Origin of the sequence: Pseudomonas sp. 1912-s, from assembly GCF_029269205.1 — a bacterium.
Taxonomy (GTDB): domain Bacteria; phylum Pseudomonadota; class Gammaproteobacteria; order Pseudomonadales; family Pseudomonadaceae; genus Aquipseudomonas.
Genome location: NZ_JARIXR010000030.1, coordinates 62,936 through 77,146, shown reverse-complemented (window position 1 = coordinate 77,146; position 14,211 = coordinate 62,936). Strand labels below are relative to the sequence as shown.

At 59.0% G+C, this 14,211-nt stretch carries 9 protein-coding genes and 3 rRNA genes; 4 read left to right on the top strand and 8 right to left on the bottom strand.

What is annotated here, in order from left to right; all coding sequences use genetic code 11:
• From P3C29_RS27390 to rrf (P3C29_RS27380), 3 genes are all read left to right on the top strand, one after another.
• A 23S ribosomal RNA gene (locus tag P3C29_RS27390) occupies window positions 1-174 on the top strand; the annotation flags it as partial.
• A gap of 156 nt (window positions 175-330) precedes the next feature.
• Window positions 331-446: ribosomal RNA gene (gene rrf, locus P3C29_RS27385) — 5S ribosomal RNA — on the top strand.
• Between the two features lie 109 nt (window positions 447-555).
• Window positions 556-671 (top strand): 5S ribosomal RNA (gene rrf, locus P3C29_RS27380).
• Between the two features lie 78 nt (window positions 672-749).
• Here the strand turns inward: rrf (P3C29_RS27380) and P3C29_RS27375 are convergent.
• The 4 genes from P3C29_RS27375 to P3C29_RS27360 form a co-directional block, all read right to left on the bottom strand.
• Entirely contained in the window at window positions 750-1,925 is a 1,176-nt protein-coding gene (locus tag P3C29_RS27375; RefSeq protein WP_275965914.1) for a PepSY domain-containing protein, read from the bottom strand.
• A 71-nt stretch (window positions 1,926-1,996) separates the two neighbouring features.
• The gene (locus P3C29_RS27370; RefSeq protein WP_275965913.1) at window positions 1,997-4,489 is read right to left on the bottom strand and encodes a TonB-dependent siderophore receptor; all 2,493 of its coding nucleotides are present in this window, start codon (window positions 4,487-4,489) and stop codon (window positions 1,997-1,999) included.
• A gap of 105 nt (window positions 4,490-4,594) precedes the next feature.
• The gene (locus P3C29_RS27365) at window positions 4,595-5,578 is read right to left on the bottom strand and encodes a FecR family protein (RefSeq protein ID WP_275965912.1); all 984 of its coding nucleotides are present in this window, start codon (window positions 5,576-5,578) and stop codon (window positions 4,595-4,597) included.
• Window positions 5,575-6,075 (bottom strand): sigma-70 family RNA polymerase sigma factor, encoded by a 501-nt coding sequence (locus P3C29_RS27360; RefSeq protein WP_169386700.1) that lies wholly within the window; start codon window positions 6,073-6,075, stop codon window positions 5,575-5,577. Before P3C29_RS27360 ends, P3C29_RS27365 begins: the two co-directional genes overlap by 4 nt.
• Window positions 6,076-6,354: 279 nt before the next feature.
• Between P3C29_RS27360 and P3C29_RS27355 the strand changes: the two genes are divergently transcribed.
• Window positions 6,355-8,235, top strand: a complete 1,881-nt coding sequence (locus P3C29_RS27355) for a methyl-accepting chemotaxis protein (protein WP_169386699.1) — start codon at window positions 6,355-6,357, stop codon at window positions 8,233-8,235.
• Window positions 8,236-8,351: 116 nt separating this feature from the next.
• On the opposite strand, the gene P3C29_RS27350 is transcribed toward P3C29_RS27355, so the two are convergent.
• Genes P3C29_RS27350 through P3C29_RS27335 form a run of 4 tightly spaced genes read right to left on the bottom strand, consistent with a single transcriptional unit; the run spans window position 8,352 to window position 13,914 of the window.
• Window positions 8,352-8,801 (bottom strand): SRPBCC family protein, encoded by a 450-nt coding sequence (locus tag P3C29_RS27350; protein ID WP_201125824.1) that lies wholly within the window; start codon window positions 8,799-8,801, stop codon window positions 8,352-8,354.
• Window positions 8,802-8,828: 27 nt separating this feature from the next.
• Window positions 8,829-12,209: an amino acid adenylation domain-containing protein gene (locus tag P3C29_RS27345; protein ID WP_275965911.1), complete on the bottom strand. Its 3,381-nt coding sequence runs from the start codon at window positions 12,207-12,209 to the stop codon at window positions 8,829-8,831.
• Window positions 12,206-13,153 (bottom strand): diiron oxygenase, encoded by a 948-nt coding sequence (locus P3C29_RS27340; RefSeq protein WP_275965910.1) that lies wholly within the window; start codon window positions 13,151-13,153, stop codon window positions 12,206-12,208. Before P3C29_RS27340 ends, P3C29_RS27345 begins: the two co-directional genes overlap by 4 nt.
• Entirely contained in the window at window positions 13,150-13,914 is a 765-nt protein-coding gene (locus tag P3C29_RS27335; protein ID WP_275965909.1) for a DUF3050 domain-containing protein, read from the bottom strand. Before P3C29_RS27335 ends, P3C29_RS27340 begins: the two co-directional genes overlap by 4 nt.
• Window positions 13,915-14,211 lie beyond the last annotated feature (297 nt).

Genomic DNA, 14,211 nt, shown 5'->3' with positions numbered 1-14,211 from the left:
GGAATAGATAACCGCTGAAAGCATCTAAGCGGGAAACTAGCCTCAAGATGAGATCTCACTGGAACCTTGAGTTCCCTGAAGGGCCGTCGAAGACTACGACGTTGATAGGTTGGGTGTGTAAGCGCTGTGAGGCGTTGAGCTAACCAATACTAATTGCCCGTGAGGCTTGACCATATAACACCCAAGCAATTTGCTGACCTGAAARGGCACCAGATTGCGGTGTGTGAAGACGAAATGAACCGAAAGTTCGATTCTTGCAAACACCGAAAGCTGTCACATACCCAATTTGCTGAAGCGAGGCCAACTGGTCACGACTCAGTACCCGAATTTCTTGACGACCATAGAGCATTGGAACCACCTGATCCCATCCCGAACTCAGCAGTGAAACGATGCATCGCCGATGGTAGTGTGGGGTTTCCCCATGTGAGAGTAGGTCATCGTCAAGATTAAATTCCAGAACCCCTGATTGCTAACGCAATCAGGGGTTTTGTTTTTGTAGAAGTCCATGATTTTCACCGGCACGTTGCGAGCGCAACGGTCTGGTACACAGAATTTCTTGACGACCATAGAGCATTGGAACCACCTGATCCCATCCCGAACTCAGCAGTGAAACGATGCATCGCCGATGGTAGTGTGGGGTTTCCCCATGTGAGAGTAGGTCATCGTCAAGATTGAATTCCAAAACCCCTGTCTGCTAGCGCAGACAGGGGTTTTGTCGTTTAAGCGCTGGCCAAAGAACTAGACCCGACTCACGCTTTGCGTGCCTTACTGCTTCGCCTGGCCAGTAGCTTGCGCCACCAGATGTAGATTCCGGTAGCAGACAACATCGCGATCACAATCCCCAGCAGCGCAATCAACACTTGCCCCGTCACCCCGATGATCCTGCCCCCATGGATCGGTAGCTGCAGCCGATAAAAACGCTCCCCCAGCGTACCTTGCCCTGCTATTTCCTGCCCTAGTAAACGCCCATCCGTCCCGTGGAAAAACAACCAGGATTTCCCATGGGCCTCGGTATCATGTTGCCCAAAACCAGCCCCATAAAAGTTGTACTCAAAGCTGTAGTACAGCTCTCCAATCGCCGCCGTCAGCCCAAGCCGTTTGCCTTCCTCCAGGGCCCGCTCATAGGCTTGTTGATAACTTAGTTGAGTCACACCCAATTGCCCAATCGGCAGTCTGCCACGGGCCTCATAGACACTGGCCTCGACCGGTGAAAACAGCGAGACAACCGGCTTGAATACCTGGCTCGGCAAATTCATCGCCACGCTGCTGACCGCGATCGGCAGCAACAACAACCAAAGCCACAACCCGCCTGCGCGATGCAGATCGAAGTTCAAGCGGTACGCGTGACCGCCCTTGATCTTCCACGCCGTTGACCACTTCTTCCAGAAGGGTTTGCCCCTTGGCAGGGTCAACCACAGCGCGATAAAACAATCGAATACCCAGGCAATCGCCACCAGCCCCATCAGCCACAACCCCCAGTTACCCGGCAGTGTCAGGTTGTAGTGAAACTCCAGAATGAACGGTATGAAGTTCTCACGCTGAAAGCAGCACGCGCCCCAAAAACGCCGCCCCATTTCTTCGCCGGTGACCGGATCGAGATAAAAAACCTGGTTAGGTTCGTCAAAGGGCTTGCCAGTCGCCGGGTCGTTTCTCGCTACTGCCGCCAACAGAGCGGTATGCCCTGCCTCTTGTGGATACTCCATGTACCAGACTTGCAGCGTTGAATGTTGCCTCTGCAACCTTTCCACCAGGTCACCTGGCGGCAATGCCGAGCCCTTGGCCGTTGCGTCGTAGAAGCCGGGATTAAGCCATTCATCCAGCTCATGGTTGAACGCCAAAAGACTGCCCGTAATCCCCGCCATCATCAAAAACAACGCCGTTGCCAGTCCGATGTAGCGATGAAGTAAAACCATCAATGCGCGCATAAAAATCTCCTGCAAAAACGACAAAGCCAGCGCCTGGAATCAGGAACTGGCTTTGTATGAATCGAGTGGGATTAGAACTGGTAGCTCACCGTGGCACTCACGTTGCGCTCTTCACCCAGGTAACAGAAATTCAGGCTGGCACACGACGCCACGTAGGACTCGTTCGTCAGGTTGTTGGCATTCAGGCGTACATCCACCCCCTTCAACCCCACCTTGCCCAAGTCATAACCCATCGAGGCATCAAACAACGTGTAGGCAGGTACCTTCATGGTGTTCTCCGCATCTGCCCAGCTGTAGCCGACATAACGAACACCGCCACCGAGACGCAGGCCGTCCAGGGCGCCGCTGTCGAATTTGTAGTCTGCCCACACCGAAGCCATATGACGTGGCGCCTGGGTTGGCGAATTACCCTTGTTCTCGATCACGTTGTCCGCCGTGCTCAACGTGCTGACCATCGACTTCGAATACTCGATGTCGGTGAAGGTATAGCTGCCCAACAACTTGAGGTTGTCGGTCAACTGCATATGCGCCTCCAGCTCCAGGCCTTGGGAGCGCACAGCACCGACCGCGCGATAGAAGTTTTCCTGCGGCAGCTTGGTCGCCAGGTTCTCCTGATCGATGCGGAACAGCGAGGCGGTGAACAGGTTGTCGGTACCTGGCGGCTGATATTTCAAGCCCACTTCCCACTGGGTGCCGTCGGTAGGCGCCAAAGGATTACCAGCGCTGTCCGAATAGGAGTTCGGGTTGAAGGATTCGGAATAACTGACGTAGGGCGCAACGCCGTTATCGAACAGGTAAAGCGCCCCTGCACGTCCGGTCAGCTTGGTGCGTTTATCACTGATCTCCGTGCCCAGGGGCCGGCCAACCTCAGCAATGCGATTCTCATCAGAGGTCTCGACCCAGTCCTGACGCAGCCCGAGGGAGAACCGCCACTTGTCCATTTCAATCAGGTCTTGCAGGTAAACGCCGGTCTGCTCAAGCCGACGCAGATAGCTGGTCGGGCTGTAATAACTGATCTCGGAATTGCCGTACACCGGATTGAATGCATTGATGGGGGCCAGCGATCCGCTGCTCCAATCCACCACGGTTTTGCGCCGCTGATAGTCCGCCCCCATCAGCACGGTGTGTTTGGTCGCGCCGGTAAAAAATTCGGCCTGCAGCATGTTGTCGATGATGAACGCATGCAACTTCTCATCACCGCCTGAGTAGTAGCGATTCAGCTCATTACTGGTGGGCGTAGTCCATCCATAGGCGTACACCTGATCCAGGCGGACCTTGGAGTCCAGGTAACGAAAGTTTTGCCGCGCCGTGAAAACATCGTTGAAGCGGTGCTCAAACTGATAGCCGAACGACTGCTGATCACGCTTGTACCCATCAATGCCCGGCTCACCCTCGAAGAAGTGATTGGAGATCCGCTGGCCATTGCGCTGATGCAACGCCCCATCTGCCGGCATGCCTCCGTGGTAGCCACCGTCGGGATCGTGTTGCAGATAGGCCTGGAGCGTGAGCGACGTGTCATCGGTAAAGTCGATGCTCAAGGTCGGCGCCAGCGCGTAGCGTTTTTCCTTGGCGTGGTCGAACTGCGTGTCGGACTTATCCGCAAGCCCGGTCAGTCGGTAAGCAATACGCTTGTCGTCATCCACCGGGCCGCTGAAGTCGAATCCCATGCCTCGCTGCCCTTGCGATCCCACGGTGGCCTGCACCTGATGGTAAGGCTCAAACAACGGCTTCTTGCTGGTCAGCGCCACCAGCCCACCCGGCGAGCTGCGCCCGTACAACACCGACGACGGGCCCTTGAGAATATCCACCCGCTCGAGGAAATAGGGGTCCACTTGCATGGTGCTATAGGTCCCGCTGTCCCCCATGGACTTCAAGCCGTCGAGGTAGATGTTATCCACCGAACCGTCGTTGAAACCACGCATCGCCACGTAGTCATAACGGTGAGTGGCACCGTACGGGTTGGTCAGCACGCCTGGGGTGTAACGCATGGCCTGGGCAACGGTTTGCGAGCCCTGGTCGTCCATCTGCTCACGGGTCACCACCGAAACTGTCTGTGATGTTTCCAGCAGCGCAGTACTGGTCTTGGTGGCGATCTGGCTGTGGGTTGCGTTGTAGCCGTCCATGCTGCCCAGGGCGTTACCCAGGGCGAAGCCTTTGATGTCGGTAGTCGGCAAGGTCAGCGCTTCACTTTCGGGCTGGGCCTGCAACACGAAACTCACGTCGTCCTGTGGCTGTGCCTGCAAGCCGGATCCATTGAGCAGCTGGCTCAGGCCCTGCTCCGCGGAATATTCACCGTGCAGCCCGGCAGACTGGCGGCCCTGAGTCTGCGCAGGCGTGCTGGAAAGGGTGATGCCTGCCTGACGGGCAAACTGGTTGAGCACATCGCTCAGCGGCCCGGCAGGGATGTCATAGCGCTGGCTGATGCGCTCGACCCCGCTATCCGCCGCGACCCCGGCCACCGGCAACAAGCCGATGCCCATCGTGGTCGACAGCAGCGCTGCCCGTACGGCTTTACCGAGCAAAGGGTAGGAAGAGGGTGAGTTACTGAAAAAACGCACAGTCATTATCGAGGTCCGTAGAGGTCGCTGAAGGCAGATTGAAATGCTTACTGTCTAAGCCGGACTCACGGAAAAAAGCCGCCAAAAATAAATCGGGCGCGACAACAATAGTCAGGCCTGACGCTCCAGGCTCACCCACCAGCGGGTGCGATAGCGCAGGCGCACAGGCAACGTCTGCGGAAGGATCGCCAACAGTTTCTCGGTGTCTTCCAACCGAAAAACGCCGGACAGGCGCAAGTCTGCGATATCGCTTGAGCAGCCCAGGTAACCATGGCGATAGCGCCCCACCTCTGCCAGGAAGTCGGCAAGGCGCATGTTGCGGGTGACGATCAATCCATCCGCCCAGGCCCCGGCATCCATATCCAAAGGCGGCGCCAGAATGGCCTCGTTCTGACGAACCAGGTAGCTTTCTCCTGCATGCACCTGAGTGAACAGGCCGTCCGCCGTATGGGGTGAATGAATCGCCACATTGCCTGACGCCACACTCAAGCGAGTGCAATCGCTGTCCTGGCGCACCACGAACCGCCCGTCGATGCCTTCGAACAAACCATGACGCGTGCGAACCAGCAGCGGTGCCGTCGCAGCCGCGCCGCAGGTCACCAGGATTTCCCCGCGTACCAGCGTGATCAAGCGTTGCTGCGGGTTGAAGTCCAGGTCCACCGCGCTGTCGGTATTGAGTTGCAGGCGTGTGCCATCCGGCAATTGCACGCTGCGGCGTTCGCCGGTGGCGGTGGCCAGGTCCGAGGTCCAGCGTTGCCAGCCGGTAAGGTCTCTGCTGACCCAGGCCGCCGAACCAATCAATAGCACACCCGACAACACCTTCAACGCTTGCCGGCGCCCGAGCCGTTGGGCGCTGTTCTCCAGCGCCACATGGGCCCCGGGAATTGCCGCCAGTTGGCTGCTCAGTTCATGTTGCAGTGCTTGCACGCGTTGCCAGGCCAGCTCGTGTTCATGATGAGCCTCGCGCCAGTGCTCGCATTGCGCCTTCAGGCGGATATTGGCGCGATTGTTACGCAAGCGCAGCATCCAGCTGATGGCCTGTTTCACCACCTGCGGGTCGATTCCTGCGCGTGCAGTGTTATCCATCGGGGTCATGCCTCATACCGCAGCACATAACAGTGATACAGCGCCTCGGCGACATACCGCTCCACCGAGCGCAACGACACGCCCATCTGCTGCGCAATCTGCTTGTAAGTCAGGCCGTCGCACTGAGCCAGTAAAAACGCCTTACGCACCTTGGGCTTGAGCCCGTCCAGAAGCCGGGCGATGGACTCCAGCAATTCCAGAATCAACGCACGCTCCTCAGCGCTCGGTGCCACGGCTTCGGGCAAGTGGGCGATGGATTCCAGATAAGCCCGTTCGATTTCTTCGCGACGCCAGTGATCAATCACCAAGCCCCGGGCGATGGTGCGCAGGAAGGCGCGAGGGGCCTTGAGTTCGAAGCGTTCGGTTTTTTGCAGCAGGCGCACGAATGTGTCCTGGGCCAGGTCCGCAGCATCGGCGGCGTTACCCAGGCGGCTGCGCAGCCAGGTGTTGAGCCAGCCGTGATGGTTGCTGTAAAGCGTCTGTACTGCGTACTCGGGAGAGGGCATTCACACGGCCTGGCGAAGCGTCACAAATGATAATTAGTCGCATTGTCGACAAGGCTGAAAAATTTTGCAACTCCCTCCATCAGATGGCTACCGCCGGTCGGCTTCTGACGCTAAAAGAGGATGCTTCTCACAAATTCCTAAGATTTATCCTGGAGTGGCCGAAAGCCTGACGAGCCATGCGTGCACCGAAATAGAGCAGTCGCAGAGTCTGCCTATACCGTTACATGGAATGTTGCATCCGGCACGCTCACCCCCTTTTGGCAAAAAGAAGTCAATGAAATGAATCTCAAGTTCAGTCATAAAATTCTGTTGGCCGCGTCAGGCGTAGTGGTTCTGGCCTTCGCGTTATTCACGTTCTACAACGACTACCTGCAGCGCAACACCATCCGGCAAAACCTGGAGTCGTCGATTCAGCAATCCGGTGAACTCACGGCCAGCAGTGTGCAGAACTGGCTCAGTGGCCGGGTACTGGTACTGGAAAGCCTGGCGCAAAACGTGGCCCATCAAGGCAGTGCTGCCGACCTTCCGGGGTTGGTCGACCAGTCGGCATTTACCTCCAACTTCCAGTTCACCTACGTCGGTTCAACCAACGGTGTATTCACCCAACGGCCCGACGCCAAAATGCCCGATGGCTACGACCCGCGTCAGCGCCCCTGGTACAAGCAAGCCGTTGCGGCCGACAAGACCATGCTCACGCCGCCCTACATGGCAGCGGTGGGTGGGCTGATCGTGACCATTGCGATGCCGGTGAAAAAGAACGGCGAATTGCTCGGCGTGGTCGGTGGTGACCTGAGCCTGCAAACCCTGGTGAAGATCATCAACTCGGTGGATTTCGGTGGTATCGGCCATGCGTTCCTGGTCAGCGGTGACGGCCAGGTGATCGTCAGCCCGGACCAGGACCAGGTGATGAAAAACCTCAAGGACATCTACCCGGGCAGCAACGTGCGCATCGAGAAGCTCAATCAGGAAGTGGTTCTCAATGGTCAGGAACGGATTCTGTCCTTCACCCCGATCAGCGGATTGCCGAATGCAGACTGGTACATCGGTCTGTCGATCGACAAGGACAAAGCCTACGCACCGCTGGGCAAGTTCCGCACCTCGGCATTGATCGCCATGTTCATCGCGGTCGCCGCCATTGCGGTGTTCCTGAGCCTGCTGATCCAGGTCTTGATGCGTCCCCTGACCACCATGGGTCGCGCCATGCAGGACATCGCCCAGGGCGAGGGTGATTTGACTCGCCGCCTGACCGTGGAAAGCAAAGATGAATTCGGTGACCTGGGCAGTGCTTTCAACCAGTTCGTCGAGCGTATTCACGCGTCAATTTCCGAAGTGTCCTCGGCCACCCGCCAGGTGCACGACCTGTCCCAGCGGGTAATGGCTTCGTCCAACGCGTCGATCATCGGCTCTGACGAACAAAGCGCCCGCACCAACAGCGTGGCTGCAGCGATCAACGAACTGGGGGCCGCCACTCAGGAAATCGCGCGCAACGCCGCCGACGCTTCGCAGCACGCCAGCGGTGCCAGTGAGCAGGCCGATGACGGGCGCAAAGTGGTGGAGAAAACCATCCTGGCGATGTCAGAACTGTCGCAGAAAATCAGCCTGTCCTGCACCCAGATTGAAACCCTGAACGCCAGCACCGACAACATCGGGCACATCCTGGATGTGATCAAAGGCATCTCCCAGCAAACCAATCTGCTGGCTCTCAACGCCGCGATTGAAGCCGCGCGTGCCGGTGAAGCGGGTCGTGGGTTTGCGGTGGTGGCGGATGAGGTGCGCAACCTCGCGCACCGTACCCAGGAATCGGCGGAAGAGATCCACAAAATGATCACGTCGCTGCAGATTGGCTCGCGTGAGGCGGTCACCACAATGAACGCCAGCCAGACCTCCAGCGAAGAAAGCGTCGAGGTCGCCAACCAGGCCGGCGAGCGTCTGGTCAGCGTGACTCAGCGGATCGTCGAGATCGACGGGATGAACCAGTCGGTAGCGGCCGCCACCGAGGAGCAGACCGCGGTGGTGGAAACCCTCAATGTGGACATCAACCAGATCAACCTGTTGAACCAGCAGGGCGTGGCCAACCTCAACGAAACCTTGAAGGATTGCGACGCGTTGTCTCAACAGGCCAACCGGCTGAAGCAGTTGGTCGACAGCTTCAAAATCTGACGATGACCCTGTAGGAGCGAGCTTGCTCGCGAAGAGCGTCAACGATGACGCAGCGCTATCAGATAGCCCGTGTTGCCTTCTCGTTTTTCGCGTGCAAGCTCGCTCCTACAGTAAGGTCAGCCAAACATCTGCCGCACATTCTCCAGCGCGCTGTCGGCGAACGCCTGCACGAATGCTTCAAACCCCTCCTTACCGTGCTCAACCGGCTCGGCAATGATCGTCCAGGTCACTTTCGAACTGCACTCCCCCAAAGCCTCCACACGTATCGCCGCCCATAGCCGGGCCACACCAAGGGTGTTGTAAATCGTTGTCCAGGTCATCTGCATGGCCTGTTCGTCGCGGCTGTTGAGTTGCTCCACTACCAGGTTTCCGTCGTGGAAGAATTTCTTGCGCAGCGACCCCATGCCCGCGCCGGTCATCTCGATGTGCGACAGCGCGGGGATGAATCTGTCAAACCCTGCAAAGTCACCCACCACCGCCCACACGCGGGCGGCATCACGGGCAATCACCACTGAAGACACCACTGGCCTGGCGCATGGGTTGCGAATCAACGTATCGGGTTTCATTAGATTTTCCTTCGATTAAGCACCTGATTACAGGAAGCCGATGCTCTTGAGGTGCTCGCAGCCCTTGCGCAACAGTGCCGGACTTTTCTCGGGGTAGTGCGCCCCCATCTGCTCGACACCACGCCGGGCGTTGTCATGGCGGATCATCGAGGTGTCGCCGGTGTCCTCCTCCACACCATTGAGATAAAAACCCAACACGCCGAACAGCGCATTGCGGCTATCCACCGTGTGCAGGTGACGTTGCCAGTGGGCCACGCTCACCCACTCGAACCCATGGCCGGCCTGGCGAAACGCATCGACGTAGGATTCCCAGCTCAAGGGTTGCGGATTGTGCAGGTTGAACACATTTCCCCCGGCACTGCAGCGCCCGCTGTGGAACGCAACAAACCGCGCGAGAAAGTCCACCGGCATCAGGTCAAAATTCAATCTCAGGCGGGGCATCAGGCCCAGTTGCAGTGAGCCCTTGAGCATTAACATCAGGCGATTTTTCTGTGGCTCGCAGACACCATTGCGGCAGTTGAAACTGATGTTGCCGGGACGGTGGATATTGACCCAGGCGCCTTGCTCAACGGCACGCCCCAGCAGGCGTTCCGCGACCCACTTGGACAGGTTGTAGCCATTCTGGATATACAGCGGCGGTGTGGTGGCAGCGGGCGTTTCGAGTACCTGGCCTTGTGCGTCGATGCTGCTGGCCGCCGACAGTGTCGAGATGAAATTGAACACCTTCTTGCGCCGGGTTTCACACAGGCGCAGGCATTCCAGCACGGGCTCGACGTTGTCCTTGGCCAGCGTGGCGTAATCCATCACATGATTGACGTGGGCGGCGTTGTGCACCAGCACACCGAACTCCCCGGCGAGGTACTCATACACCTCGCTGGCCAGGCCAAGGCGCGGCTGACTGATGTCGGCGGCGTATACCCGTACCCGACGCAGGTCCAGGTGTTCCAGGCGGTAGTCGCGCAGCGCCTCGGCGAACCTCACAGTGGCTGAATACCCGGGGCGCTCACGCACCAGGCACGCCACCTCAAGTGCGCCCTCGGCCAGTAACGCCTCGACAATATGCACCCCGAGAAAACTGTTGGCCCCGGTCACGATCACCTTGCGGGGTTCACCCGCCTGCTCCGCCGGCAATATTTGCATGTCCAGTTCACGCAGCGCATCCCGTGTCGCCTGGCCGGCCGGTGCCTCAGGGGCCGCGCCGTCACCCATCAGCGCCGCCAGGGTACGGACGGTGGGCGTTTCGAAAAAACGGTTAAGGGAGAGGCTGCGACCGAACTGCTCGCGGATACGCAGCAACATCGTCGACAACAGGATGGAATGGCCGCCGAGCTCGAAGAAGCTGTCCTGCGTCGACAGCTGTGCAACGGGCACGCCGAGCAACTCGCTCCATAGCTTCAGCAGCTGCGCCTGCACCGGTGTCTGCGGCGAGCAGCGGTTGATGGCGGGCACCGGTTGAATCGGCAGCGCCAGCAAGGCCTGGCGGTCGACCTTGCCATTGGGCGTACACGGCATGCTCCCAAGCTCCGTGCACAGGGCTGGTTGCAGATAGTCGGGCAGTGTTTGCCGGGCATGTTGCTGGAGCGCAGCCAGGGTGCCTTGGGCCTCCGGTTGCGCGACAAACGCCAGGATCCGCTGATCACGGTCGATCACCACCGCCACCTGGCGAAACAGCTGGCTCCCGCGCAGGCAGTGTTCGATCTCTTGGGGCTCGACCCGAAAGCCACGGATCTTCACCTGCTGATCCCGGCGCCCGCCCAGCTCAATGCCATCTTCCGTCCATTTCGCCAGATCGCCGCTGCGGTAGGCCCGCAAGGTCTGGCCGTCTGGCAACGTCAGGTGTACGAAATGCTCGGCGGTGTTCTGCGGCTGATTGAGGTAACCCAGGCTGACACCGGGACCGACGATGTACAGCTCGCCCATCACCTGTTCATCCACCGGTTGACGTTGCTCGTCGAGGATCAGTACCCGGCTGTTGGCGATGGGCGTCCCCGCGTTGCGATTGCTGTCGCCCGGCTGCAGCGCGCGGTGGGTCACCAGCACGGTGGCTTCCGTCGGCCCATAGAAGTTGTGCAAGGAGCACTGCCCCGCCAGTTGCTCGATGACGCAGGGCTCGCAGACATCACCTCCGGTTATCAGGTGCACCAGGCCCAAGGGTTGATCCAGCGGGAGGATGCTCAGGAGTGCCGGCGGCAGAAAGGCATGGGTCACGCGCTGGTGCCGGATCAGTTCCACCAGTTGTTGCGGGTCGCGCCGCGCGTCTTCAACGGGCACGATCAGCTCGGCGCCTGCGATCAGGGGGGCGAAAATATCAATCAGCGAAGAGTCGAAGCTCAACGGCGAGAACTGCAACACCCGGCTGTGCTCGCTCAGTTGCACATGGCCGCCGAACCAGGCGGTGAAGTGGGCCAGGTTGTACTGACTGAGCAGCGCGCCTTTGGGCTGGCCGGTGGTGCCCGAGGTGTGGAGCAGCATGCAAGGGGCGTCCATCGCCGGGCGCTGGCGCAGTAGCGGCGGGGTGGCGTGAGTGTCGAGGGGGCTGACATTCAGGGCGGTAAAACGGCCTCGCAGTGGATGCCGGCCGTCCTCCAGCAGCACCGAGACGCCGGCGTTTTCCAGCATGGTTTGTTGGCGTTGTGGCGGGTGGCCCGGCTCCAGTGGCAGGTACACCGCGCCGCAGCCCAGCACCGCGAGGATGCTGGCGTACAGCTCAAGGGACTTGCCCAGGCAAACGCCAATTACCTGCGGTGTGTCGCCGGCCTCAAGCAAAGGCCAAAGATGCTGCTGGATAGCCAGGCTCTTGCGATGCAACTGTCGATAACTCAGCACGTTCCCGGCGATGTTCAGCGCTGGTCGTTCGGCGAAGGTTTGAAGACTGATCTCCAGTCGTTCGATCATGGGCACTTGGGCTTGTTGCTGCAGCGCCGAGTCGGCGGTCTGGTTAAAGCGATGCAGGTACGCCAACGATGCGAGCGCTTGCAGGCTGTGTTCGGGAGCATCGGAGGCGATCGCGGTTTGCGAAAAATAGCTCGCGTCCCGGGAGAAACCGCTGACGTGTTGGGCCACCCATTCCACCAGGCGAGTAACTGCCTGGTGCCGCAACCGTTGGCCGTTGCCGCTAAGTTCTGCGTCAACGTTCAGGGTCGCCAGCAGCCGGTGTGCGCTGGCGTAGCACCTGAATTGCAGGGTCGGCAGCCCACCGTCAGTCTGCGTTCCGAGGCCCAGGCGCAAGCTCATCAAGGCCGTGTAGGCCAGGCCCGGCGGGATTTCCTCGCTACCGTCGTCAATCAGCAGGTCGACGTCCCTTGCATCGCTCGCTTGCATAAGGGCATGACCGTATTGCTCCAGTGTCTGCCCCACTTCATCCAACGCCGCGCTGATGCCCACCAACCCAATCTTCAGGCGCCTCATGGGTGGACTCCTGGCGTCGGGAGAAAGGCGTCCAGAGCCTGGACCACGCTCGGCGTTTGCAGCAGGCCGCTGTGATTCAGGAACGCCTTGATATTGCCGAGCAACGGGTGCTGGCGGGTGATGGGAAAGTCCATCGCGTGCACCTCGGCACGCAACGCCGCGCGAGTGCTGGCGCTGATGTCCAGGTGCTCGATCAGTTGCAGGTCGAAGTTTTTTTGCAGGTCGTGGGTCAGGTAATGCTGGAGGAATACCGGCAGGATCCGGGCGATGCAGTCGCGGTCTTCGGCGCTCGCAGACTGCCAATAGATCCGTACCAGTCGCGTCCAGAAAACCCCATGACGGCCCTCGTCAAACAAGTGGTCGGCCATCAATCCACGGATGGATTGCTTGACGCTGTCGTCCTTGGAAAACGCCGCCACGTCATGGGTCACGGTGTTCTCGGCGATGGCCACGGCAATCAGTTCCACGGCATCGCGCAGGTGTTCGGGAGCCAGCGCCAGCGCGGCAGGCAAGGCGCGGCTCAGTTCGATTTGCCCGGGCAGTTCAAGGGGCTCAATGCCCGTCATCTCGACGGCCTGTTGCATGAAGTCGAGGGCGACGAGGGCGTGGTAATCCTCATCCACCACCACGGTCATGGCGTCGTAGCGACAGGCGAGCGGGAAGGGCACCGAAAAACGATTCTTGGCAATGCGGCGTGCGGTCTTGTCGACGATTTCGGTTTCAAAGATCACCACGTCGTTGATGAACTTGTAGAACGTCTGCAACAAGACAACATCGCGGCACTGTGAGCATTGATCGACAAAGGTCGCACTCAGCACCAAGGGTTGTCGGCTCAAGGGATAGATCAGCTTTTGATCGTTTTCCAGCAGGCGGCGCGGGCGGGTACGGATAGTCGCGCGGCGCTCCCAATCGTCGGCACATGAGCGATAGTCGACAGGGTTCATACGCGTACCTCCGGCAGGCACAGGCGCAACCCGTCCCATAAGGCCAGGCGGCTTTCCACGGCGCTCAGGGCGGCACTGTTGGCCTGCTGCTCGCGGCTCGGGTCGGCCAGTGTGAGGCGTTGCAGCAGTTGCTCCGCCGCCGGGCCATGCTCCTCTGCGTCAACCTCTATGTGGCGCTTGAGGTAGTAGCAGAAGGTCGGGGCTTGGCGGTGGAGCTTCTCGCACCCCTCCAGGACACGCTTGAACATCGCCGGTATGACGCTCTCGCGGCCGTGGAGAAAGGCGGCCGCCACACAGTGGGTCGGTGCGTTCAGGGCAACCTGCAAGGTGCTTGTGACGAAATGGGCCACGGCAGGATGGGCATCGACGCTTTGCAGGGCCGTTTCTGCATCGCTGCCGTCGTGTTGCAGGGTGATGAATTTTTCGATGGCCGTGGTGCTGGCGCCGACTTCACGCATGGCTTCCAGGTACAACTCGAAGTGGCTGCCGTGGCCGTGACCGGGACAGGCGTCCGACTCTTCGCCCAACACGATCTCATTGATCAGGCGTGCCGCTTGCGGGTCCGGTGGCGGCAACCACGGCAGGCGCATACCCGTCAGGTCATGTTGCAGGCGTTTGGTCAGCGTCATGAAGTCCCAAACAGCGAACACATGGTTTTCCATAAAGTATCGCAACTTTGGAAGTGTGTTTATTTGTGTAAATAATGGATGGCTGTGTAACTTCTGCTTTTTTTGTTTAAGCAGGTGTGAGTACTGGAGCATGATTGATGCCTATAAGTCGTTGTTTCTTCCCTGATAACAAGCAACCACGTGCTGTTATTGATTAACAAGCAGCACGCTATGACAAAAACACCAAAGCTTTATTTAAAGGAACGCCACGCGCAGTGACGCCCGAGCAGGGTTCACGCTGTCGATTGGGGAGAGTTTGGAGGTTGTAATAATCTGATTAGGTATTCAGGCGCTTTTGGTTTTATTAGTTGTTACGAATAAAGATATTGCGGTAGTTGAATGGCTCTGTGACGTGTAGGAAGTGTTTTTCGGATTAATCTTTTAAAGGGC

Excerpts from the sequence above, each read along its gene's own strand:
- P3C29_RS27340 (WP_275965910.1), bottom strand. The coding sequence starts at position 13,153 with ATGAACCCTGTCGACTATCGCTCATGTGCCGACGATTGGGAGCGCCGC.
- P3C29_RS27365 (WP_275965912.1), bottom strand. The coding sequence starts at position 5,578 with ATGACCCCGATGGATAACACTGCACGCGCAGGAATCGACCCGCAGGTG.
- P3C29_RS27355 (WP_169386699.1), top strand. The coding sequence starts at position 6,355 with ATGAATCTCAAGTTCAGTCATAAAATTCTGTTGGCCGCGTCAGGCGTA.
- P3C29_RS27360 (WP_169386700.1), bottom strand. The coding sequence starts at position 6,075 with ATGCCCTCTCCCGAGTACGCAGTACAGACGCTTTACAGCAACCATCAC.
- P3C29_RS27345 (WP_275965911.1), bottom strand. The coding sequence starts at position 12,209 with ATGAGGCGCCTGAAGATTGGGTTGGTGGGCATCAGCGCGGCGTTGGAT.
- P3C29_RS27335 (WP_275965909.1), bottom strand. The coding sequence starts at position 13,914 with ATGCTCCAGTACTCACACCTGCTTAAACAAAAAAAGCAGAAGTTACAC.
- P3C29_RS27375 (WP_275965914.1), bottom strand. The coding sequence starts at position 1,925 with ATGCGCGCATTGATGGTTTTACTTCATCGCTACATCGGACTGGCAACG.
- P3C29_RS27350 (WP_201125824.1), bottom strand. The coding sequence starts at position 8,801 with ATGAAACCCGATACGTTGATTCGCAACCCATGCGCCAGGCCAGTGGTG.
- P3C29_RS27370 (WP_275965913.1), bottom strand. The coding sequence starts at position 4,489 with ATGACTGTGCGTTTTTTCAGTAACTCACCCTCTTCCTACCCTTTGCTC.